The following is a 22,330-nucleotide window of genomic DNA, read 5'->3' as shown; positions in this document are numbered from 1 at the left end:
ATATCAGTGATGTCCAATCCATGAAAACCGTGGCAATGGTGCTGTTCCCCGACTTTCTTCTGCTCGACATGGCCGGTCCCATGGAGGTGTTTTCCATCGCCAATCGTTATCTGGATTCGGCGGACCGTTATGAGCTGTCGACCATCGGCACCGAGCCGGGCGCGCTGCGAGCCTCAAACGGCGTTAACGTTCAGGCCGATTTGCACATCGATCAAGCGAACGAGCGCTATGACTTGTTGCTGGTGCCCGGTGGCCCGGGGGCCTACAACGAAAAACATCCGTCATTGCTCGCCTGGCTTCAGGGCGCTGTCACCCGGGCGAACCGTTATGGGTCGATCTGCACCGGCGCATTCGTGCTCGGGCATGCCGGGCTGCTGGACGGTTATCGCGTGACCACTCACTGGCATTACACCGAGCGCCTGATCAAAGGCTTCCCCAAGGCCACCGTCGAGACCGATCAGATTTACGTACAAGATCGCAATCTCATCACCTCTGGCGGTGTCACCGCTGGCATCGACCTGGCGCTCGCGGTGGTTGCCGAAGACCATGGCAAGAAGGTCGCCCAGGACGTTGCCAAGGTGTTGTTGGTGGTAATGAAACGCCAGGGTGGGCAGGCGCAGTTCAGCCCGTTGATGGCGGCAGTGGCACCCCATGAAACGCCGATCACCCGGGTGCAGAACCATGTGCTCGAACACCTCGATGAAGCGTTCAGCATCGAACGCATGGCCAGCCTGGTGAACATGAGTACGCGGCACTTCGCCCGGGTTTTCGCCCGGGAAGTGAACATGACGCCCATGGAGTTTCTGCAAAATGCGCGCATCGATTGTGCCAGGAACCTGCTGGAAAGCAGTGACGTGCCACTCAAGACCGTGGCCTTCAAAAGTGGTTTCGGCAGCGTGCGGCACATGCGTTTTTTGTTCAGTGAAAAGCTCGGCCTGACACCCACCCAGTACCGCGAACAGTTCAGTTAGGGGGGCGTTGTCCGTCACGCGCACCTTGATGGCCGTGATGCTCCTCCCGTGGCCGTTGTGCCGTCACCCATGCCTGCCAAGATACCCATGAACTCTTTGCCATGGAGGTGCGGGAGCCTGGATGGACCGGTGCGATGGATTTTGCAGTGCCTTGAGCCGGCCCAGGTTTTCAGCGCATGAACGTGCATGAACAGCCTCAGAAATGTAAACAGCGATGCGGTGCTGCGGTTCGGGCCCTACGCCTTTCACCTGCGTCAGCGATTGATCCTGGAGGGGGATCGCCCGCTGCGCATGGGCGGGCGGGCCCTGGATATTTTGCAGGTGCTGGTCGAGCGCGCCGGTTCAGTGGTGAGCAAGGATGCCCTGATTGCCCACGTCTGGCCGACCTCGGTGGTTGAGGAAATCAACCTGCGCGTGCACATCGCCGCCCTGCGTCGGGCACTCGGCGACGGCCAGAACGAGCAGCGCTACATCGTCAATATTCCCCAGCGCGGCTACAGCTTCATCGCCCCGGTGCAGTGTGACCGGGCAGGCACGTCGGTGCCCGTCGAGACGCAGCACAAGCCTCAACACAATCTGCCTGCCCGGCTCACGCCGGTGACCGGTCGCGACTCGATCATCGGCAGTGTGGTCCGGCAGTTGCCGGTTCGACGCCTCATGACTTTGATTGGTCCCGCCGGCATTGGCAAAACTACCGTGGCGTTGCGCGTGGCCGAGCTGCTGTTGCAGCACTATCGCGACGGCGTCTGGAGGGTTGATCTGGCGGCCATCGATGACCCGGCGCAACTCGTCGAGCATCTGTCGCGCACGCTGGAACTGGACGTTGGCGGGGCGGCGCTGGAGCAGCGGCATGCCTTGGTGGTGCTCGACAATTGTGATCACCTGCTCGAATGCTGTCGGGCAGTGGTGGACGATTTGCTGGCCTCGGCGCCACGGTTGTCGATCCTGGCCACCAGCCGCGAACCCCTGCGAGCGGCGGGAGAAACGCTGCTGCATGTACCGGCCCTGGCGGTGCCGCCGGCCTCAGCGATATACAGCGTGGCCGAGGCCATGGATTATTCGGCGGTGCAGCTGTTGGTCAGCCGCGCCCGAGCACGTCAGCAAGGGTTCGCTCTGCGCCAACAGGATCTCAAGGCCGTGCGCGAAATCTGTCGGCGGCTCGACGGCCTGCCCTTGGCCATTGAGCTGGCAGTGGCGCAGATCGATGCGTTGGCGCTGGTGGGGTTGCAAGCGCAACTCGGCAACTGCTTGCAGTTGTTGACTCAAGGCCGGCGCACCGCTCTGCCACGGCATCAGAGCCTGAAAGCCGCACTGGACTGGAGCTATGAACAGCTGAGCCCGATGGAGCAAACCGTGTTGCAGCGGCTGGCGGTGTTCAAGATGGCGTTCACGCTGGACTCGGCGATTGGCGTGATCAGTTGCGCGGTGCTGCGGCCCAGCTGCCTGGTCGAAATCGTAGAGCGGCTGGCGCGCAAATCACTGCTGTCGGTGGAGCAGGGCAGTGGTGTGACCCGTTACCGTTTCCTCAACACCACCCGTATCTACGTCTTGGAGAAACTCGAACACAGCGGTCATTTGCGTGCCTTTGAACGGCGTCATGCCCGCTACATCAGCCGGGCACGCTGGACATCAGCCGGGCAGGTGTCGTTGCAGCTCGTCGAGTAGGCGACGGACTTTCGTCAAGTCCGGTGTAGCAAAGCCTTCGGTGAAGCGCTGGTAAATCGGCGCCAACAGCTCATGGGCTTGCTGAAAGTGACCCTGACGCTGCCACAGGTGGGCCAGTGACGTGGCGCTACGCAGTTCCCAGGCCAGCGCTCCCTGGGCTTTTGCCACGGCTAACGCCTTGAGCAGCACGGCCTCGGCCGCACTGACCCGGGTCGGACAATCCTCTGCCAGCAACGCGTCGGCCCGGGCTCGCAGAATTTCCGCGGTGCTCCAACCCGCCGCGCCGCTTTCGGCTCGTTCCAGCAATGCGTCATCGATGAAACGGCTGTCCAGCGTGACCATGATTTCCTTGATCAACCCGGTGTTAGCTCGCGATGACGAGGGCGCATCGGCCCCCTCGATCACCTGCGCGTAATGTTTGGCCCAGCTGTAGAACAGCAGCACCGAGTGTTTCTTCGCCTGTTCAAGCAGCAGGTTCAGGAGCTCGCGGGCGACCGGGGTGTCGCCGTTGTAATGAGCGATCAGGCAACCGGCCAGCGCCAGGGTGTAGCAGATGGACGTGCCATGATTGATCTGCATCGCGATGTCGAGTGCCTGTCGTGCGGTGTGCCAGGCTTTTTCCGGGTGCCCTTGTAACCAGAGAATGCGCGCCAGAATCGTCAGGGCTGCGACGCTTTGATCGTAATGCACACCAAAACAGTAGGTGAAGCGGTTGAGGTAACCGCTCTGGGCCAGGCATTGAATAACCTGTTCGACATTCTCCCGCGCCAGAGCCTGATCCCCGGCAAAGTGCAGGGCCAGAACCCGCAAGCGTTGGGTGCTCAGGGACAACGCCGCGTCACCGTGCAGCCCCAACCGCTCAAATTGTCGGCTCTGCTCCAGGGCCTGTTGGTAGTGGCCGCAACTAAGATCAACCGCCAAGTGCCCGGAAATCGCTTTGAGCTGACCGGCCACATCGTTGCAGTGTTCGGCCAGGTGTTTGGCGCGGACGAACGCTTCGACGGCTTCGTCGCTGCTGCCCAGGGTGTGGTAGCAGGAACTGCCGAGGGCAAGCTTGAGGGTCATGGTCACATGCGGGCAGGGCTGATGCGTCGCTTCGAGCAATGCCAAAGCTTTGCGCACATACACGCCGTGCTCCTTGAGCAGCGACAGTTCCTGCCACAGCGGCGTCGAGGTTGCAGCGAGGCGGATCGCCAAGGCCTGCGGCCCTTGAGCTTTCAAGCCCCAATCAAGTGCAGCACGGATGTCTTCCAGGTTGCGGGCGTAACGCTCGGTCCAGCGCTCGCTCGAGATCTGTTCCCAGTCGTTCCGGGCTTGCTGCATCAAGGTCAGGCAGCGTTCGGCGTGGCGCTCGCGGGTGTCCGGCAATTCCTGGGCCTGGGCGAGTTTTTCCAGTGCATAACCACGTGTGGTGTCGAGCAGCCGGTAGAACACTTCTTCGTCGCCGACTTCCACGTTCAGCAACGACTTGGCGACCAATTGGGTGATTGAGCCGAATACCACATCGGGCTCGAGGTGTTCACCGACGATCACCGCGGCCGCCGACTCCAGGGTGAAACCACCCCGGAACACGCCCAATCGGCGCAGGCAGGTTTGCTCGCAGGCATTGAGCAGTTCAAAGCTCCAGTCCAGTGTGGCGCGCAGGGTCTGATGGCGGCCCAAGGTTGTCTGGCAGCCCTGGGTGAGCAGACGAAAACTGCCTTGCAGTTGCGACAGCAACCCACTCAATCCCAGGCTGTCCACTTGTGCCGCCGCCAGTTCGATGGCCAGCGGTATCCCGTCCAGGCGCCGACAGATTTCAATCGCCAGCGGCAGTTCGGCTTCGCTCAGTTCGAAACTGTCGTGGCTGGCCATCGCCCGTTCGACAAACAATTGCAGCGCCGAAAACGTCAGGGCCTGAGCGCGGTCGAGCACGGCGATGGGCGGTGGGCAGTCCAGCGATTCCAGGCGCTGCACGAACTCGCCTTCGGCCCGCAGGCTCTCGCGGCTGGTGGCCAGAATGTGCACTTGGGGCGCCGCGCGCAGGATGCTTTCACTGAGCAACGCAATGGCATCGATCAAGTGTTCGCAATTGTCGATGACCAGCAGCATCTGCCGTTCGCGCAGGAACGTGGCGAGACCGCTCATGGGTTCGGCGTCGTGCAAGGATAAATCCAGCAGCGTTGCCAAGTGCGTGGTGATCATCAAAGGGTCGTTGATCGGTGCCAGGTCCAGCAGGCGAATGCCGTCTCGGTAGCGGCCGATCAATTGCTCGGCGACGCGCAGCGCCACCGTGGTCTTGCCAATTCCGCCGGGGCCCACGAGGGTGATGAAACGCTGCCGCGTCAATTGCGTTATCACGCTGTCGACCAGAGCCTGACGACCAATCATGCGGGTCCGACGGATTGGCAGGTTATGCCGGATCGATCCATTTTCGGCGCTTTTCGGGCTTTGCTCTATGTGCTCCACAGAGAACGGCGCGACAAAGCTGTAGCCGCGCTGAGCAACGGTGATGATGTAGCGCTGGCCGGCCTGACCATCACCGAGGGCCTTGCGCAGCGCCGCCATGTGCACCCGCAGGTTGATGTCTTCCACCACGCTTTTGGGCCAGACCCGGGCGATCAGTTGCTGTTTGCTCACCACCTGCCCGGCGTGTTCCAGCAGGATCAACAGAATGTCCATGGCTCGCCGACCCAGGCGCAAGGGCTGGTCGGCCTCCATCACCAGGCGTTGTCCGGGGTAAATCCGGTAAGGGCCGAAATGGATGGCCTGTTCGGGAGAAAGGGTCAACGGGTCACTCCTGCTTGCATCCGTCTATCGCACGGTATCGGGGCATATTCCTCAGGTTTTTTCGGCAGTGCAATGCTCTGTCGTGCACCTCGTCGGTGTGTGCATCGGCTGCTGGATTCCCGTCAGCGCTTGTCGATCCCGTATTTATTGGGTGCGGTGTTGGCCGGGTGCGTGGGCGCCCCGTTGAAAATTAACAACGTTTAACTCGTCGTGTGTCCGGTCTACGCTCAAAAATCCATCCCTTCAAGTTCAACCGAAGGCACCGGCCTTCTTGCACCAAAAAGCGTGCCGCAAAAAGGATGAACCCTTCTGGAGGAACCGGAATGAGCAACGTGGTGGTGGTCTATCACAGTGGCTACGGGCACACCCGGGTCATGGCCGAGGCCGTGGGCCAGGGTGTGGAACGGCACTTGGGTAGCATCTGTAGGCTGATTCCGGTCGAAGAAGTGGACGATCACTGGGAACGCTTGCACCGCGCCGATGCAATCATCTTTGGCGCCCCGACCTACATGGGCAGTGCCTCGGCAGCCTTCAAGGGCTTCATGGACGCTACCGCCTCGTTCTACCTGGCCCAGCCCTGGCGCGACAAACTCGCCGCCGGCTTCACCAACTCAGGCTGCCTGTGCGGCGACAAGCTCAACACCTTGCAGCAGATGGCAGTGTTCGCCGCCCAGCACTCGATGATCTGGGTCGGCCTCGACCTGCTGCCGGCGCGCAGCAGCACGGGCCTGTTCGATGGGCAGTTGAACCGTCTCGGCAGTTCGCTGGGGGCCATGGCCCAATCGAACGTCGAACAGTCCCCCGACCTTGCACCGCCGCCCGAAGACCGCCGCACTGCCGCGCATTTGGGCGAACGGGTGGCGCGCCTGGCCGAACGAATGGTCCGCACCTCTTATTAACCGCCACAAAAACCATGCATGAGGAGACATCACCATGAGCACCTTTACCACCCGAGACGGCACCGAGATTTACTACAAGGACTGGGGCACAGGTCAGCCAATCGTCTTCAGCCACGGTTGGCCATTGAACGCTGACAGCTGGGAGTCGCAGATGATCTTCCTGGCTTCGAAAGGCTATCGGGTCATCGCCCATGATCGCCGTGGTCACGGGCGTTCGAGCCAGCCATGGTTCGGCAATGAGATGGACACTTACGCCGATGATCTGGCGCAGCTGATAGAGCATCTGGACCTGCAAAACGCCGTGCTGTTCGGCTTCTCCACCGGCGGTGGCGAAGTGGCGCGCTACATCGGTCGCCACGGCACTGGTCGAGTGGCCAAGGCCGGGCTGATTTCCTCGGTGCCGCCGTTGATGCTCAAGACCGAGGCCAACCCGGGCGGCTTGCCGCTGGAAGTGTTCGACGGTATTCGTCAGGCGTCCCTGGCCGACCGTTCGCAGCTGTACAAGGATCTGGCCAGCGGTCCGTTCTTTGGCTTCAATCGCCCGGGTGCCAAGCCGTCCCAAGGCATGATCGACTGGTTCTGGCTGCAGGGCATGATGTCCGGCCACAAGAACGCGTATGACTGCATCAAGGCGTTCTCCGAAACCGACTTTACCGAAGACCTGAAGAAGTTCGATGTGCCGACCCTGGTGGTGCATGGCGACGACGACCAGGTCGTGCCGATCGAAGCCGCTGGTATCGCTGCGGCAAAACTGGTCAAGGGCTCCATCTTGAAGGTCTATCCGGGAGCGCCCCACGGCCTGACCGACACCCACAAGGATCAACTCAACGAAGATCTGCTGGCGTTCATCAAGGGCTGATCAAGATCAAAAGATCGCAGGCTGCGCCAGCTCCTACGCGGTTATGTGAGCGGCCGTAGGAGCTGGCGAAGGCTGCGATCTTTTGATTGTGAGAGGGGGAAGAGAACGCACCGTTCGGCAACGCCAGGCGAACGGTGTGATGCCTTCGCTGCGGGTGAAGATATGGGAGAAATGTGCCTGATCGCAGAAGCCACATTCCAGGCTGATTTGCGTCAGGGTCATGTCGGTGTTCTGGATCAAATGCTTGGCCCGGGCGATGCGTTGCAGACGAATCCAGTCCTGCGGTGAAACACCGATGCTGCACTTGAATGCACGGGAAAAATGACTGCGCGACAGGGCACAGGCCCGTGCCAGTTCGGTCACTTCCAGGGGGTCGTCGAGATGGTCGAGGATCAGTTGCTTGACCAGAGTTTCACGCCAGGGGCTAAGGCCGCCCGTGGTTTTTTTTTGCGTTTCAATGGCACACGCCGCCTTGATCGCGTTTTGCTGAATGAGAGCCATGGCCGATGTCCGTGTCGATGGGCGCGCGCGGATGCACTGCACGGGGGGTCAGCACGTTCCCTTGTCTGAAAAACAAGTCTGCGCAGAAGGCTTCATTCTTGGTCGCGAGGGCTTTGGCTTGCGAGTTAAACGTTGTTAATTCCTCGATCCGGGCGGGCCGTCTCGAGTAAAGTCAGATGCTCGTCAACCTTCGTGCCTGGCCGAAAACACCATGGGATTGTGCATATGAACCGTAATGATCTGCGCCGCGTCGACATGAACCTGCTGGTGATTTTCGAGGCGTTGATGTTCGAAAAAAACCTGACTCGCGTCGCCGAGAAACTGTTCATGGGCCAACCGGCGGTGAGTGCTGCGCTGGGACGGCTGCGTGATTTGTTCGACGATCCGTTGTTGCTGCGCAATGGTCGCGGCATGGAACCGACGGCGCGGGCACTGGCGATTCTCAAGGAGTTGCAACCGGCGATGGACACCATTTCCGGAGCGGTCAGCCGGGCCAAGGAGTTTGACCCGGCGAGCAGTTGCGATGTGTTTCGCATCGGGCTGTCGGACGATGCCGAGTTCGGACTGTTTCCGCCGTTGTTGCGCAAACTGCAAGAAGAAGCGCCGGGGATCGTGGTCGTGGTGCGTCGTGCCAACTATCTGCTGATGCCGGCGTTGCTCGCGTCTGGCGAGATTTCGGTGGGGGTGAGTTACACCACCGACCTGCCGGCCAATGCCAAACGCAAACGCCTGCGCGACATTCCCTGCAAAGTGCTGCGCGGTGACAATCGTCCAGGGCCGCTGACCCTCGACGAATATTGCGCGCGGCCGCACGCGATGGTGTCGTTCTCCGGTGACCTGAGCGGCAACATCGATATGGATCTGGCCAAGGTCGGCCGCTCTCGCCGCGTGGTGCTGGGCGTGCCGCAATTCAGTGGCTTACGGGCGTTGTTGGCCGGCACCGAGATGATTGCCACGGTGCCGGATTACGCTGCGTGTGCGCTGGTCGAGGGATGTACCTTGCGCGCCGAAGATCCGCCGTTTCCTATCGACGCCGCGCAGTTGTCGATGGCATGGAGCGGGGTGCATGACAACGATCCAGCCGAAAAATGGCTGCGCTCGCGGATCAGTCAGTTCATGTCCGAGCCCCTGAAAATACCAACTCCGTAGGCGCTGCCGAAGGCTGCGATCTTTTGAGACGACCCATCTTGCATACCCACACCGTCCAACTGTGGGAGCGGGCTTGCCCGCGAAGGCGTCGGGTCAGTCGACATCACCGTTGAATGACACACCGCCTTCGCGAGCAAGCCCGCTCCCACAGGGGAATGTGTGTTGATTCGAGGGCTGTGTTTAATGGTGTTTAGCGTTACTTCCTGAAAGCTACAGATCCTTGCGCCGTTGCCTACGACTGCGCCAGAATCCGCCGGCTTGTGTGCTTTGGGCCTGGTCTTTATCGTTTCCGCATCGCTGCCAATCAGCGATCGGGTTTAGCGACTTGAACAGGTATAAGCGCAACAACGCTCCGTCATATTGCAGGCATTCCATGTCTGCAGTTTCGATATGGTGGCTGTGCGCGGGAGGCCCTCGGGTCTGCCGGGTCTTATACCTCTCGGTTCGCTAACCTGCGTACAGCCGCCACCCTTACTTGTTTAGCGACAGGTACTGGTGGTTCCATCAGGTATAACGGAGACTCACCATGTTCAAAGCCACACCTAACCCGCCAGGAACCGACGACGTTTCCCCCTACGATCCTCTCGATCCCAAAAAACTCAACGAAGCCGCCGAGCGTGCTCTTGATCACTACCTCAAACCGTCCGACCCCAAGACCTCGCGCAAACCGAGCACGATTTACACCGTCGCCCCGGGCATCGACATCGAAGAGCTACTGGCCAATGCCAGCGAATCCTTTGCCTCGGCCAAGGTGATTGCCAGTGACTGTGCCGGGTTTCTGGAGGGGCCGCAGCGCAATACGATACTGGGCGTCGCGCAGCTCATCATGCTGGGTGAACTGGCTGTGAGTCGGGCGCTGGATAGTCTGGAGCTGAAGGCAGCCCCGGCCGTCTGACCGGATTCGATACGAAACGGCCTTCGGGCCGTTTTTTGTGCCTGAGCAGTAGTGAGCACACACAAAACCCTGTGGGAGCGGGCTTGCCCGCGATGGCGTCGGGTCAGTCGACATCACCGTTGAATGACACAGCGCTTTCGCGGGCAAGCCCGCTCCCACAGGGTTTTGTGTCGTTTTGGCGTTCAGCGTGTTGAGCAAAGAGAGCACGTACATTCAATTTTTCCCTACCCCGTCGCTGCACTATTCAGGGCAATGATTGATCAAGGGTAGGGGCCATGAACGCTTCGCAATGGGATGAACGGGCTCAACATCTCGGGCTGCTGTTTCTGCGGGTCAGTGGCGCACTGTTTTTGCTGGGCGTGCATGGCTTGCCGAAAGTGCTCGATTACAGCGCCGAATTGCAACGCATCGAAGACCCGTTCCACCTCGGCGCTCACCTCACGCTAATCCTGGCGATCTTCGCCGAAGTGCTGTGCCCGCTGCTGATCGTTGTCGGTGTGCTGGTGCGTCTGGCGTGCCTGCCCATTTTGTTTGTGCTGCTGGTGGCGCTGCTGGTCGTGCATCCGCAATGGAGTGTGGCCGAGGGGCAGTTCGGTTGGCTGCTGTTGATTCTGTTCACCAGCATTTTCATCGCCGGGCCGGGACGGCTGGCGCTCAATGTTCGTCTCGCCGGAGCCCTCCGTTATGCCTGATTCCAATCGTATCGATGAGATCGTGACGCTGATCGTCAAGCACCGGGTCAAGGCCGGTTTTGAAGCGGACTATGAAGCCTGGCTGCGCAACATCGTCAGCGTGGCCGGGCAACGCGAGGGACACTTGGGCGTGGATGTGATTCGCGGCAAGAGCGGTGGCCTCGACCTGTTCACCTGCGTGTTGCGTTTTTGCTCCACCGAAGCGATGCAGCGCTGGCTCGATTCGCCGCAGCGCCAGGCGCTGGTCGATGAAGCCGCGCCGATGCTGGCCGACGGCGACCAGACCGAGGTCAACCCGGTCAATGAGTTCTGGTTCTCACCGCTGGCTGAGGCCGGCTCACCACCGCCGCGCTGGAAGCAGGCCGTGGTGACGCTGTTGGTGATCCTGCCGCACACCTTGCTGGTGCCGCTGCTTTGGGGGCCGCTGTTGCAGCTCAATGCATTCCTGTCCAACTACGTGGTCGCCACTTTCCTGATCACCCTGACCATTGTGCTGTCGGTGGTGTACGTCTTTATGCCGCTGGCCACGCGCCTGTTCGCGCCGTGGCTGGAAGCCGGCCAGTCCCATTCCACACAGCCTTAAGGAAACGCGATGAACGCCGATCTGATTCTGTTCAATGGCCAGTTCCATACCGTTGACCGTGAGAAGCCCCTCGCCAGCGCCGTGGCGATCAGCGACGGCCGCTTCGTCGCGGTTGGTACCGATGCCGACGCCATGGCCCTGCGCGGTTCGGGCACGCAGGTCATTGACCTCAAGGGCCGTTGCGTCATCCCCGGCCTCAACGACTCGCACTTGCACCTGATCCGCGGTGGTTTGAACTACAACCTCGAATTGCGCTGGGAAGGTGTGCCGTCCCTGGCCGATGCCTTGCGCATGCTCAAGGATCAGGCCGACCGCACGCCGACGCCGCAGTGGGTTCGGGTGGTGGGTGGCTGGAACGAATTCCAGTTCGCCGAAAAACGCATGCCGACCCTGGAAGAACTCAACCAGGCCGCACCCGATACGCCGGTGTTCGTGCTGCATTTGTACGACCGCGCCTTGCTCAACCGCGCGGCACTGCGCGTCGCCGGCTACACCCGCAACACGCCGAACCCGCCGGGTGGCGAGATTGTGCGTGATGCCAACGGCGAGCCGACCGGCATGCTGGTGGCGCGGCCGAACGCGATGATTCTGTACTCGACCCTGGCCAAGGGGCCGAAGTTGCCGCTGGAGTATCAAGTCAACTCGACCCGCCAGTTCATGCGCGAACTCAATCGCCTCGGCCTGACCAGTGCCATCGACGCCGGCGGTGGTTTCCAGAATTACCCGGACGACTACGCGGTGATCGAGCAGTTGGCCAAAGACCAGCAACTGACCGTGCGCATCGCCTACAACCTGTTCACCCAGAAGCCCAAGGAAGAACTGACCGATTTCAAGAACTGGACCGGCAGCGTCAAGTTGCACCAGGGCGACGACTTCCTGCGGCACAACGGCGCCGGCGAGATGCTGGTGTTCTCAGCGGCGGACTTCGAGGACTTCCTCGAACCGCGTCCGGACCTGCCGCAAACCATGGAAGACGAGCTGGAAACGGTGGTTCGCCACCTCGTCGAGCAGCGCTGGCCGTTCCGTTTGCATGCGACCTACAACGAGTCCATCAGCCGCATGCTTGATGTGTTCGAGAAGGTCAACCGCGACATTCCATTCAATGGTTTGCCATGGTTTTTCGACCACGCCGAAACCATCACCCCACAGAACATCGAGCGGGTGAGGGCACTGGGCGGTGGCATTGCGATCCAGGACCGCATGGCGTTCCAGGGTGAGTATTTCGCCGAGCGTTACGGCGCCAAGGCCGCTGAAAACACGCCACCGATCAAGCGCATGCTGGCCGAGGGTGTACCGGTGGGGGCCGGCACCGATGCGACTCGAGTGTCCAGCTACAACCCTTGGACCTCGTTGTACTGGATGGTCAGCGGTCGCACCGTCGGCGGGCTGGCACTGCACAGCGAAGGCCTGTCCCGGCAGACCGCGCTGGAACTGTTCACCCACGGCAGTGCCTGGTTCTCGTCGGAGCAGGGCAAGAAAGGCCAGATCAAAGTCGGACAACTGGCCGACGTCGCCGCCCTGAGCGCCGACTTCTTCAGCGTCGAGGAAGAAGCGATCAAGTGGATCGAGTCGGTGTTGACCGTGGTTGGCGGCAAGGTGGTGTACGCCGCCGGTGACTTCGAGAAACTCGGGCCGGCCAGCGTGCCAGTGCTGCCGGACTGGTCACCGGTGGTCAAGGTGCCGGGTCACTGGCGTCCGGCTTCACCGATGCAGGCGCAGGTTCACCAGTGCAGCGGGCCGTGCGCGGTGCATTCCCACAGCCATGAGCGGGCGCGTTTGTCGAACGCACCGGTCAGCGATTTCCAGGGGTTCTGGGGCGCGTTTGGCTGCTCGTGTTTTGCCTTCTAGTGATTAAACAATGCGCCGGCCTGGTGTGTCGGCGCCCCTGAGGTAAGTCCATCTCCCCGAGGAGTTTCACATGAGCAACGTTCCTTACAAACGTCTGAACAAAGATGATGCAGTGGTATTGCTGGTTGATCACCAGACTGGCCTGATCTCGTTGGTGCAGGATTTCTCGCCTAACGAATTCAAGAACAACGTGCTGGCCCTGGGCGACATCGCCAAGTTCTTTAACCTGCCGACCGTCCTCACCACCAGTTTCGACAGCGGCCCGAATGGCCCGATCGTGCCGGAACTCAAAGAGCAGTTCCCGGACGCTCCGTTCATTGCACGCCCGGGCCAGATCAACGCCTGGGACAATGAAGACTTCGTCAAAGCCGTGAAGGCCACCGGCCGCAAGCAGCTGATCATTGCCGGTGTTGTAACTGACGTGTGTGTGGCGTTCCCGACGTTGTCGGCACTGGCTGAAGGTTTTGAAGTGTTCGTGGTAACCGACGCCTCCGGCACCTTCAACACTACGGTGCAACAAGCGGCGTGGGCTCGCATGTCGGCTGCCGGTGCGCAACTGCTGAACTGGTTCTCCGTGGCTTGCGAGTTGCAGGGCGACTGGCGCAACGACATGGAAGGCCTGGCCAACCTGTTGTCCCAGCGCATCCCGAACTACCGCAACCTGATCAACAGCTACACCAAGTTCACTGCCAAGTAAGAAGATCAAAAGATCGCAGCCTGCGGCAGCTCCTACAATTGGAATGCGTTCCTCCTGTAGGAGCTGCCGTCGGCTGCGATCTTTTGCTTTTAGCGTTTTTGCAACCATCCCAAAAATCCCCCTTTGCTGATCGGTGCCGGTTTGGCCATCAACGCCAGCCGACTGTTCTGCTGGCGCACCGCCTGCAACTTGTTCAATGCCCGGCCCACTTCGCTGCGCTGTTCCATGCACTGGCGGGTCAGGTTCTTATCGAGACGGTAGATGATCGAAGATGTCAGCGCGGTGAACGTCGCCTGCGACGGCGTATCGGCCAGGATGCTCTGTTCCCCCATGACTTCGCTCGGCCCCATGCGACCGGCCTCGGTGAAACCATTGCCGTCCGGCACGCTGGCGCTGACGACGCCGGTGGCGATCACGAACAGGCTGTCCGGCACTTCATCCAGATCCAGCACCACCTGACCTGCGGCGTATTGTTGCGCGACCATCGATTCGGCGAGGCGATCACGTTCTTCATGGCTCAGCGAGCGGAAAATCTTCACTTCATCGAGCAGCGCGCGGGCGCGGGGCGAGGGTTCGATCACGCCGTCGGGGTGTCGCGAGATGCCGGCCGCTTCCAGATGGCGGTGGGCGAGGTCGAACAGTTGATTGCGCACGTCGCTCTTTTTGCCCAGCTCGGCGATGAACCCGCTGGCCACGTATTCGGACATCTCTTCGCCGGCCTCTTTGAGCACCGCTTTTGGCGCGGGCGAGAGCAACAGACTGCTGCTGCCTTGCAGCGTGCGGTCGAGGGCGTCGAGCACCCGGCGTGGGCGGATGTGGTTCGCCACCTTGATGCTGATCGACACCCCGTGCAGGTTGTTTGGGCGGCTGAGGTTGACGATCTTGGCCTTGGCCGCCACCGAGTTCGGCACCACGGCCATCGTGCCGGCGCTGCTCAACAGGTGCGTGGCGCGCCAGTTGATGTCCAGCACTTTACCCTCGACGCCATCAATAACGACAAAGTCGTCCACCTGATAGGGTTTGGTGGTATTCAGCACGATGCCGCAGAACACATCGGCCAACGTACTCTGCAGCGCCAGACCGACTACGATGGCGAACACGCCGGACGTCGCGAGCAGACCTTTGACTGGCAGATCCAGCACATAACCGGCGGCCGCGACAATGGAGGCCAGAAACACCAGTGCACCGATCACGTCCTGCAACAAACGGCCGCTGTGACCTATGCGGCGCATCAGCACCAGACCGAACACTTCCGTGAGCACCCATGCGGCGTACAGCCACCAGAGTATCCCCAGCGCCGTTGCACCGAGTTGCGCCACCGGGTCATCGGCAAACAATGGTGCCTGCAACGGGCTGACGCCGGCATTGATGACCAGCGCACTGAACGCCAGAAACAGCACCAGACGCACGCCGACCCGCGGCGCGCGATGCTTGAACGGGACGAGGTGCCAGAGCAGGGCGTCGAGCACCAGCAGCAGGGCGCTCCAAGGCAACAGGTGGGCAGAGAAAAGGCTCATGGATTGCACTCCAACGGGCACAAAAAAACTCGCCACACCCTGGGGTGTGGCGAGAGGTTGGACTTAGTTCAGATGCGTCTTGAGCTCGGCCGCGGCCTGACGTACCGCCGCTTTGACTTCCGGAATCTGATTCAGCGGATTGAGCAGGCCAAAGTCATGAATCATCCCGTTGTAGCGCACCGAGGTCACCGGCACACCGGCCGCATCGAGGTGGCGGGCGTAGCCTTCGCCTTCGTCACGCAGCACGTCGAATTCGGCGGTCTGCACCAGTGCGGCAGGCAGGCCCTTGAGTTGTTCGGCGCTGGCGTTGAGCGGCGAGGCATGAATCTGCGCACGCTCGGCCGGGTTGGTGGTGTAGTTGTCCCAGAACCACTGCATCATCCCTTTGGTGAGGAAATGCCCCTCGGCGAATTGCTGGTACGAGCCGTCGTCGAACTGTGCGTTGGTCACCGGCCACATCAACAGCTGGAAGCGCAGGGCAGGTGTTTTCTGTTCCTTGGCCATCAGCGCCACGACCGCCGCCATGTTGCCGCCGACGCTGTTGCCGGCCACCGCCAGTCGCTTGCCATCGACACCGATCTCTTTGCCATGCGCGGCCACCCATTTCGTCGCGGTGTAGGCCTGGTTGATGGCGGTCGGGTATTGCGCTTCCGGCGACGGCGTGTAGTCGACGTATACCGCGACTGCGCCGGAGCCCACTACCAGGTCACGGATCAGGCGCTGGTGCGTCGGGAAGTCGCCCAATACCCAGCCGCCACCGTGGAAGAACATGAACACCGGCAACTCGCCCTTGACCTTGGCCGGTCGCACCACTTTCAGGTTGATGGTCTGGCCGTCGACCTTGATCGCCTTGTCGCTGATTTCAATACCCGACAGATCAACCTTCACCGAAGCCTGGGCGCCGGTCAACACGGCGCGGGCGTCTTTCGGGCTCAGCTGTTCCAGCGGTTTGCCACCGCCGGCGGCGAGGGCATCGAGGAAGGCCTGGGTGTTGTGTTCGACACCGGGGCCGCCGGCGGCGAATGCGTTGCCGATGGACAGGGCGAGAACGGAAGTGGCGAGGGTTTTCTTGATGTTCATGTGCAATTCCTTTTTATATCGTTTGAGTTTTTGTATGCCTTGGGATCGGGCTGCTGTGGCACTGGGGTTCGGGCCTCAGCAACACCGTGAGCACAGATTAATGAGGTGTCGGAAAGTGAAAAAGCGGCTATAAAGCGAATAACTGTCAACCAGAGAGTGACAATGAACCCGTTCGAAGATATGCGTATGTTTTGCCAGGTCATGGACTCCGGCAGCTTCACCGCGGCGGCTGATCAACTAGGGTTGTCCAAGCAGTTTGTCAGCCGCCGCTTGATGCAACTGGAAGAGCGCCTCGGCGTGCGCCTGCTCAACCGTTCGACCCGGCGGTTGGACGTTACGCCGCTGGGGCAGAGTTATTACGAATCAGCCTTGCGCCTGCTCAGCGAAGTCGAGCAAGTGGAGCAGGGCATCGCCGGGCAGACCACCGAGCCTCGCGGCACCATTCGCCTGAGCGCACCGTTGTCGTTTGCCGTGGCGCATCTGGGCTGTCTGTTACCGGAGTTTTTGCAGCGTTATCGCGAGGTCACCGTGGAAGTCGACCTGAGTGATCGACCAGTGGACTTACTCGGTGAGGGCTACGATTTGGCATTGCGCATCGGCGTGCTGGAAGACTCGACACTGATCGCCCGACGTCTCGCCTCCATCGAGCGGCTGTACTGTGCCAGCCCGGCGTATCTGGCCGAGCGGGGTACGCCGCTTAAACCCGAGGATTTACACACCCATGATTGCCTGCCTTACGGCCACGGTCGTCAGGTGCAATGGCGTTTCGAGGGGCAGGGCAAGCCGCAGAACATCAACGTCACTGGGCGGATGCGGGTCAACAATGGTGAATTGCTCAAGGACGCTGCCATTGCCGGTATGGGCATCACGTACCTGCCGACCTTCATCATCGGTTCGGCCCTTGAGGACGGCCGACTTGTACCAGTGCTGGATGATTTGCGCCCCAAGCCGCTGACCTTGTCGGCCGTCTACCCGCAGCATCGCCAGAGGTCACGACCGGTGCAGGCGCTGATCGAGTTCTTGCGTGAGCGGTTGAATCAAGGCGAAGAGGGTTCGCACCACCGGTGATTACAAGATTGCAACAAAGCTCGAATGGTAGTTTTGCTGACACTGATCCAGACTCTTGCCGGCCAATCAAAGGCCCGAATTCTGGAGCGTGCAATGGAAATGCCGACAAAAGAAAAAGCCATCGCCAGCAATCGCGATGCGTGGAATGACTCCGCCCAACACCACAAAGATACCCCTGAGTGGCAGGCCTGTTTGAGTGCCGTGAGCCATAGCGATTTCTCCTGCCTGGATGACACCCTCAGCGGGTTGCTTCAACAGGTCGGCGTCGCCGGCAAGGAGGTGGTGCAATTGGGCTGCAACAACGGACGCGAAAGTCTTTCGCTGTTTGCGCTGGGAGCCCGCCGTGTCGTGGGCATTGACCAATCGGAGGCCTTTCTCGATCAGGCCTGGGAGCTGGCATCCCGTTCGCCCCATGAGCCCGAATTCATCGAGGCGGACATCCATCACCTGCCGACTGATCTTCACCAGCGCTTCGACGTGGCGCTGATCACCATCGGCGTCTTGAACTGGATGCCCGACATCGCCGAATTCTTGCGCCATGCCGCGCAAACCCTCAAGCCCGGCGGCAGCCTGGTGGTGTACGAAACCCACCCGTTCCTGGAAATGTTCGACCCCGAGTCAGCCGATCCCTATCGCCCGGACAGCTCGTATTTTCGCAGCGAACCTTTCGTCCAGAACCAGCCGATCGTCTACGAAGGCAAAGTCGAACAGCCCGCCTCAGCATCCTACTGGTTCGTCCACACCCTGGGCGCCATCTTCACCGGTGCCGTTGAGGCGGGGTTGCAGATCGGCCACTTCAAGGAATACCCGCACTCCAACCGCGAAGAACTTTACGATCTGTATCAGCAGCAAAAGGCGCAGTTGCCGTTGTGTTACACGTTGGTGGCGGTGAAGGCGAACAACATAGTGACAAGGACACTCTCAGAGAGTTGAGTGATTTGCCGCATGTCCCGGTTGTGCGCAGAGATCAATGCCAAGGGCATGAATGACCTTTAGAACCGTATCAAAACGTGGTTTCGCGCCTGGCGCGAAGGCTTTGTACAGGCTTTCGCGGCCCATTCCGGAATCTTTGGCAATTTGTGTCATGCCACGGGCCTTTACCACGTAGCCAATAGCACGAAGAAATTCTTCGTTGTCGCCGTCTGCCAGTACCTGAGAGAGGTACTCGCTGATGGCTTCGTCACTGTCGAGCAGTGCCGCCATGTCGAAAGTAGTCAAAGTCTGGCCCATGTTTAAACCTCCCTTGCCAATTTTTTCGCCCGCCGGATATCGGTGTTTTGCGAGGACTTGTCACCACCGGCCAGCAATACGATGACTACGCCATTTCTTATGGTGAAGTAGACCCGATAGCCTGCACCGACGTCCACGCGCATTTCGGAGACACCATCACCCACCGGCTTGATATCGCCTAGATTACCCGCAGAGGCACGGTCAATGCGACGAGCGATCGCAACCTTGGCCCGCAAGTCGCGTATCGAGGCATGCCATGTCACGAAGATTGTGGTTTGTTGAATAAGATAATTCATTGCTCGAATGTATCCATATGAATACAGACGAGCAGTCAGTTCATTCTCTGGTTTAGTGTGCGTTATTCCCTAAATTGTGTAGGCAAAATGACGCCATCGCAGGAAAACTCGCGATGGCGGCAAATCAAGCAACGAACTCCCACCAGCCAAAATCACGCCTGCGCCGCAGTCACTGCCTGCTGTTCCGGTTTGCGCAACGAAGTCAGGCGCGAGCCGCTGTAGTAGGTTTCGCGGAAGAAGCGAAAGCGGCCGAACAGGTCGTAGACGTGGGTGATTCGCCCCTGTTCCTGGTAGTCCATGCGCAGGTGCATTTTCATGGCCTGGATGTTGCGGACATCGCAGACGTCCATGACCTTGTCGCAACCTTGGTCCCGCATCGCACCCCAGATATTGTACTGGGCGTCCACCGACAGGCTGGAGCCGAAGTAGAGAGGGATCATTTCACCGCCGAACTGGAAAAACTCACCGGGTTTGACCCGGAACCAGCAGCCATAATAATGCTGGTCAAAGTAGTCACTGAGGCTGCCCCAGATGAATCCGATGGCATCACCTGCCTCGTCCACATACATGTGCCCGGTGTGACCTTCGGAGGCGATCTGGGCCATGGCCTTGACGCGGTTACCGTAATACTTGGTGAAAGCGATGGCGTTCTCCCGGGTAATCGTCACCCGCTTCAAACCCGTATAGGGCCGTAGTTTGTGCGGCGCCACCGGGGTGACCAGATCGCGCCCCAGCCACAACAGTTCTCGGTGGAAGTACACATAGCGCTTCCAGAGCGTCTGGAGCGTGTGGAGCAGGCCTTTTTGTTTGATACGTTCGCGAAGCTTGTCGATGGCGCTCATGAAGTCCTCCGAGGCTGAAGCCAGGGTGTGGTGGGTAACGTTTTCGATAGCGATAAATCAAGGTTGCAACGGGCGTAGCTCAATCGGGTACTGCTGTTCGTCTTTGAGCGTCCTTGGCACAACGGCATAGGACACTCTCGGAATGCCCGGAAGACGCAGCTCCAGGATGTGAGCCAGAGACTCTCCGGGGTTTAAATAGATATCGCCAAAATCGGCGCCGATATGGGTCGGGTGGACGACGATTTCCAGCAGGCCGTCGATCGGCATCGCCACGTTGCGCAGGTCTACCGGGGTGCATACGTACTGGGCGGTCGCTCCGGCGAGGCGGTTCAATCGATGATTGAGCAATGTCTTGAACACCCGCTTGCGCACACTCAGGTTATTTCCCAGATGGCGCGCCAGTCGCACGGGCACCCCTTGGTAGGCGGCAAAGCGCGCGACGATTTCGCCGATGGGCCAGATGTTGTGCACGTGCTGATGGGAATCGATGTGGCTTGGGAGAAGGCCGTTATCCAGGCAACGTTGCCATTGAGCCTGGAGTTCCTCCAGCACCGCTTCGCGATCCAGGCGGTTGAGCCAGAGGCTGTGGCGGGGCAGGTCGAGATCGAACATGCCCTGGCTGTCGCAGAACGTCGAACGCGCGAGAATCGAGGGGCTCAACGGCCGGCCATAGGTGAGGTTGAAGTGCAAGCCGATTCGTCCCTGCAGCAACGGCTGCCGGGCCAGGACGCAGGCTTCCTCGAACGCCGGCATATTGGCCATGGCGGTGGCGGAGCTGATGACCCCGGCCTGGAAGGCACCGAGGATCACCGCGTTTTCGCTCGGGCTGAGGCCGAAGTCGTCAGCGTTGACTATGACTTGGCGAGGCATGTTTGCCCTCCCTGTTTTTTTCGGTGGGCGCAGGGCCTTTGTCGATACGAGTGGGTGTCGCAGGGGATGCAGGAGCAACTGATGCCCGCCAGGCCCGCCACTTTTTCAACCACGGCTTGAATTGATGCCAGAGTCGCATGGCCAACCCCAGAGCGAGGCCGCTGGGGCGCCAGGAGTAGAAGCTCCAGCGCCAGTGCTCCAGTTGCCCGGTCATGCGCTCCTGGAGTTGATGGCTGGAGTTCATCAGGCTGACCCGCGAAGCGTCGATCCAGTGCCAGTTGTCGTCCAGACCCCAGCGAATCCACTCTTCGAGCAGCACACGACCGCTGCCCAGGTCGGCGTATTTGGGCAGGAACGCCAGGTTGTAGTCGTACAGCCGGCCCTCTTCCAGCAAGCCGAGCCGGTAGCTGATGCAGCGCCCGTCCACTTCCAGCAGCACCACCCGCAGCAGTCCCTGTTCGGCGAGGGCGGTGAAGGCCAGGTTGATCCATTGTCGGCTACGGTTGCTGGTGAAAATCCCCAGGCCTTCGACACCTTTCCAGCTCTGCACTTCGACTTCGCTGAGGGCCTGCAATAACGGCCCGATAGTGGCCGCATCAGGGGTTACGCGTCGGACCTGGGCACCATAAGCCAATATGCGTTTACGCGCCCGGCGCAGTTTGTAGCGCGGGTCGCCGGAGACTTCCTGGCGGTCGATATCGCTGATCAAATGCACCGGCACCCGGCAACTGAGGCGACGCTCGCCGGTCGAGCTGTGGGCCATCCATGCGGTCAGCGCGCTTTCTTCGCCGATGGGTTCGGACAATTCATTGAGTTGCAGCATCGCATGGGGCAAGTGACGGCGGATGATCACCAGCGCCTTGCGCATGCTGTCGGCATCGAGGCAGGTGAGCAGGGCCAGGCGATCGGTGAGGGGATAACCGAGGTGACGCAAGACCCGAAATGGCAGCCTTCCATAGCGCTCCACGGACGCCACCAGCGGCAGGCACAAGGCCAATTCATCACCTTGCCAGCCCAGCAGAACGTGCAAGCGTTCCCCGGCGGTCAGTGCCTGTTCCGATGCGCACAGCCAGGCGAGGGTGTTGAACGGCGTATGTTCCGTCACGCGCCTGCGTAACCCCTCATAAGCAGCTGCCGGAAAGTCCAGGGCGCACAGCGAGGTGCGCCATTCGAATCGAGCCATCATATTTTCACGCCACCGACTCAGGAACAGGTGAACGGGACGGTTTTCGTAGAGCATCCAGGCGTGAGTCGCTGTAACGGGCTTCACGCAAGAAACGCCAGCGACCGAATAATCGATAGACGTGCTGGATGCGTCCTTGCTCTTGATAGCCCATGCGAATGTGCAGTTTCAGCGCCGGTATATTGTGGGCGTCGCAGACATCCACGACCGTGTGGCAGCCTTGGGCCTGCATGGCTTTCCAGAGTCGCAGTTGCAGGTCCACCGAGAGCGTGGTGCCCCAATACGCGCGAGCCAGTTCGCCGCCGAATTCGAAGAATTCGCCTTTTTTTACCGGGAACTTGCAGCCATAGAAATGGCGGTCGTGATACTCCCGGGTGCTGCCCCAGATGAAGGCCACCGCGTCGCCTTTGCCATCCAGATACATGTGCCCGGTGTAACCCTCGGTGGCCAGTTCTTCCATGATGTTGACCCGGTCGCCAAAGTGACGGGCAAAGGCTGCGGTGTTGTGCACCGTGATGGTCTTCACTTGCAGCGGTGGGTAAGGCTTGAGCTGGTGGGGCGGTACCGGGCTGACCAGGTCACGCTTCATCCACAGAAGCTCCCAGTGAACGAACATGTAGCGCCTCCAAAGGAGCTGGACCGTTGCACGCAGGCCTTTTCGTTTGATGTGTTGGCGAAGTTTTCCCAAGGCATTCATATCATTGCCTCCTGACAGA

General features: G+C 60.4%; 22 protein-coding genes. 12 read left to right on the top strand and 10 right to left on the bottom strand.

Annotation, left to right across the window (positions count from 1 at the left end; translation table 11 throughout):
- Positions 1-20 precede the first annotated feature (20 nt).
- Entirely contained in the window at positions 21-971 is a 951-nt protein-coding gene (locus AC1RQB_RS13030) for a GlxA family transcriptional regulator (protein ID WP_063340344.1), read from the top strand.
- Positions 972-1,157: 186 nt separating this feature from the next.
- The gene (locus AC1RQB_RS13025; RefSeq protein WP_063340343.1) at positions 1,158-2,636 is read left to right on the top strand and encodes an ATP-binding protein; all 1,479 of its coding nucleotides are present in this window, start codon (positions 1,158-1,160) and stop codon (positions 2,634-2,636) included.
- Here the strand turns inward: AC1RQB_RS13025 and AC1RQB_RS13020 are convergent.
- Complete coding sequence (locus tag AC1RQB_RS13020; protein WP_063340342.1) at positions 2,601-5,405, bottom strand: ATP-binding protein; 2,805 nt, start codon at positions 5,403-5,405, stop codon at positions 2,601-2,603. The genes AC1RQB_RS13025 and AC1RQB_RS13020 overlap by 36 nt on opposite strands.
- A gap of 323 nt (positions 5,406-5,728) precedes the next feature.
- Here AC1RQB_RS13020 and AC1RQB_RS13015 point away from each other — a divergent pair, with 323 nt between their 5' ends.
- Complete coding sequence (locus AC1RQB_RS13015; protein ID WP_063340341.1) at positions 5,729-6,304, top strand: flavodoxin family protein; 576 nt, start codon at positions 5,729-5,731, stop codon at positions 6,302-6,304.
- 34 nt (positions 6,305-6,338) lie between these two features.
- Positions 6,339-7,163: an alpha/beta fold hydrolase gene (locus AC1RQB_RS13010; protein ID WP_007900788.1), complete on the top strand. Its 825-nt coding sequence runs from the start codon at positions 6,339-6,341 to the stop codon at positions 7,161-7,163.
- Between the two features lie 33 nt (positions 7,164-7,196).
- On the opposite strand, the gene AC1RQB_RS13005 is transcribed toward AC1RQB_RS13010, so the two are convergent.
- The gene (locus tag AC1RQB_RS13005; protein WP_063340340.1) at positions 7,197-7,664 is read right to left on the bottom strand and encodes a helix-turn-helix domain-containing protein; all 468 of its coding nucleotides are present in this window, start codon (positions 7,662-7,664) and stop codon (positions 7,197-7,199) included.
- A 225-nt stretch (positions 7,665-7,889) separates the two neighbouring features.
- On the opposite strand from AC1RQB_RS13005, the gene AC1RQB_RS13000 reads away from it, so the two are divergent.
- The 6 genes from AC1RQB_RS13000 to ycaC all read left to right on the top strand — a co-directional run bounded on the left by AC1RQB_RS13000 (position 7,890) and on the right by ycaC (position 13,528).
- On the top strand, positions 7,890-8,813 hold the full coding sequence (locus AC1RQB_RS13000) for a LysR family transcriptional regulator (protein ID WP_063340339.1): 924 nt from the start codon (positions 7,890-7,892) through the stop codon (positions 8,811-8,813).
- Between the two features lie 526 nt (positions 8,814-9,339).
- Positions 9,340-9,708, top strand: coding sequence for a DUF6124 family protein (locus AC1RQB_RS12995; protein ID WP_063340338.1), 369 nt, complete (start codon positions 9,340-9,342; stop codon positions 9,706-9,708).
- A gap of 275 nt (positions 9,709-9,983) precedes the next feature.
- Positions 9,984-10,400, top strand: coding sequence for a DoxX family protein (locus tag AC1RQB_RS12990; protein WP_063340337.1), 417 nt, complete (start codon positions 9,984-9,986; stop codon positions 10,398-10,400).
- Positions 10,393-10,983, top strand: a complete 591-nt coding sequence (locus tag AC1RQB_RS12985) for an antibiotic biosynthesis monooxygenase (protein WP_063340336.1) — start codon at positions 10,393-10,395, stop codon at positions 10,981-10,983. The genes AC1RQB_RS12990 and AC1RQB_RS12985 overlap by 8 nt, the downstream gene beginning before the upstream one ends.
- Positions 10,984-10,992: 9 nt before the next feature.
- Complete coding sequence (locus AC1RQB_RS12980) at positions 10,993-12,831, top strand: amidohydrolase (protein ID WP_063340335.1); 1,839 nt, start codon at positions 10,993-10,995, stop codon at positions 12,829-12,831.
- 70 nt (positions 12,832-12,901) lie between these two features.
- The gene (ycaC, locus tag AC1RQB_RS12975) at positions 12,902-13,528 is read left to right on the top strand and encodes an isochorismate family cysteine hydrolase YcaC (RefSeq protein WP_063340334.1); all 627 of its coding nucleotides are present in this window, start codon (positions 12,902-12,904) and stop codon (positions 13,526-13,528) included.
- Between the two features lie 89 nt (positions 13,529-13,617).
- Here the strand turns inward: ycaC and AC1RQB_RS12970 are convergent, their stop codons facing one another.
- Together AC1RQB_RS12970 and AC1RQB_RS12965 are read right to left on the bottom strand one after the other, a co-directional pair.
- Positions 13,618-15,045 (bottom strand): mechanosensitive ion channel family protein, encoded by a 1,428-nt coding sequence (locus tag AC1RQB_RS12970; RefSeq protein WP_063340333.1) that lies wholly within the window; start codon positions 15,043-15,045, stop codon positions 13,618-13,620.
- 63 nt (positions 15,046-15,108) lie between these two features.
- The gene (locus AC1RQB_RS12965) at positions 15,109-16,125 is read right to left on the bottom strand and encodes an alpha/beta hydrolase (RefSeq protein WP_063340332.1); all 1,017 of its coding nucleotides are present in this window, start codon (positions 16,123-16,125) and stop codon (positions 15,109-15,111) included.
- 162 nt (positions 16,126-16,287) lie between these two features.
- Here AC1RQB_RS12965 and AC1RQB_RS12960 point away from each other — a divergent pair, with 162 nt between their 5' ends.
- Together AC1RQB_RS12960 and AC1RQB_RS12955 are read left to right on the top strand one after the other, a co-directional pair.
- On the top strand, positions 16,288-17,193 hold the full coding sequence (locus tag AC1RQB_RS12960) for a LysR family transcriptional regulator (RefSeq protein ID WP_063340331.1): 906 nt from the start codon (positions 16,288-16,290) through the stop codon (positions 17,191-17,193).
- A 93-nt stretch (positions 17,194-17,286) separates the two neighbouring features.
- Positions 17,287-18,126, top strand: coding sequence for a class I SAM-dependent methyltransferase (locus tag AC1RQB_RS12955; protein ID WP_063340330.1), 840 nt, complete (start codon positions 17,287-17,289; stop codon positions 18,124-18,126).
- Here the strand turns inward: AC1RQB_RS12955 and AC1RQB_RS12950 are convergent.
- From AC1RQB_RS12950 to AC1RQB_RS12925, 6 genes are all read right to left on the bottom strand, one after another.
- Positions 18,115-18,423, bottom strand: a complete 309-nt coding sequence (locus tag AC1RQB_RS12950) for an addiction module antidote protein (protein WP_063340329.1) — start codon at positions 18,421-18,423, stop codon at positions 18,115-18,117. The two genes, AC1RQB_RS12955 and AC1RQB_RS12950, sit on opposite strands and share 12 nt — an antisense overlap.
- A gap of 2 nt (positions 18,424-18,425) precedes the next feature.
- A complete protein-coding gene (locus AC1RQB_RS12945; RefSeq protein WP_063340328.1) occupies positions 18,426-18,719 on the bottom strand; it encodes a type II toxin-antitoxin system RelE/ParE family toxin in 294 nt (97 codons plus the stop codon).
- Between the two features lie 152 nt (positions 18,720-18,871).
- Positions 18,872-19,561 (bottom strand): hypothetical protein, encoded by a 690-nt coding sequence (locus AC1RQB_RS12940; protein WP_008073337.1) that lies wholly within the window; start codon positions 19,559-19,561, stop codon positions 18,872-18,874.
- Between the two features lie 57 nt (positions 19,562-19,618).
- On the bottom strand, positions 19,619-20,431 hold the full coding sequence (locus tag AC1RQB_RS12935) for a ChbG/HpnK family deacetylase (RefSeq protein WP_008073336.1): 813 nt from the start codon (positions 20,429-20,431) through the stop codon (positions 19,619-19,621).
- Positions 20,403-21,617 (bottom strand): GNAT family N-acetyltransferase, encoded by a 1,215-nt coding sequence (locus AC1RQB_RS12930; protein WP_063340327.1) that lies wholly within the window; start codon positions 21,615-21,617, stop codon positions 20,403-20,405. The genes AC1RQB_RS12935 and AC1RQB_RS12930 overlap by 29 nt, the downstream gene beginning before the upstream one ends.
- A 4-nt stretch (positions 21,618-21,621) precedes the next feature.
- A complete protein-coding gene (locus AC1RQB_RS12925; protein ID WP_063340446.1) occupies positions 21,622-22,311 on the bottom strand; it encodes a GNAT family N-acetyltransferase in 690 nt (229 codons plus the stop codon).
- Positions 22,312-22,330 lie beyond the last annotated feature (19 nt).

This window comes from Pseudomonas sp. GW822-FHT02E03 (genome assembly GCF_058802325.1).
The sequence above is the reverse complement of the archived record's forward strand: the minus strand, read 5'-3'. Positions and strand labels throughout refer to the sequence as shown.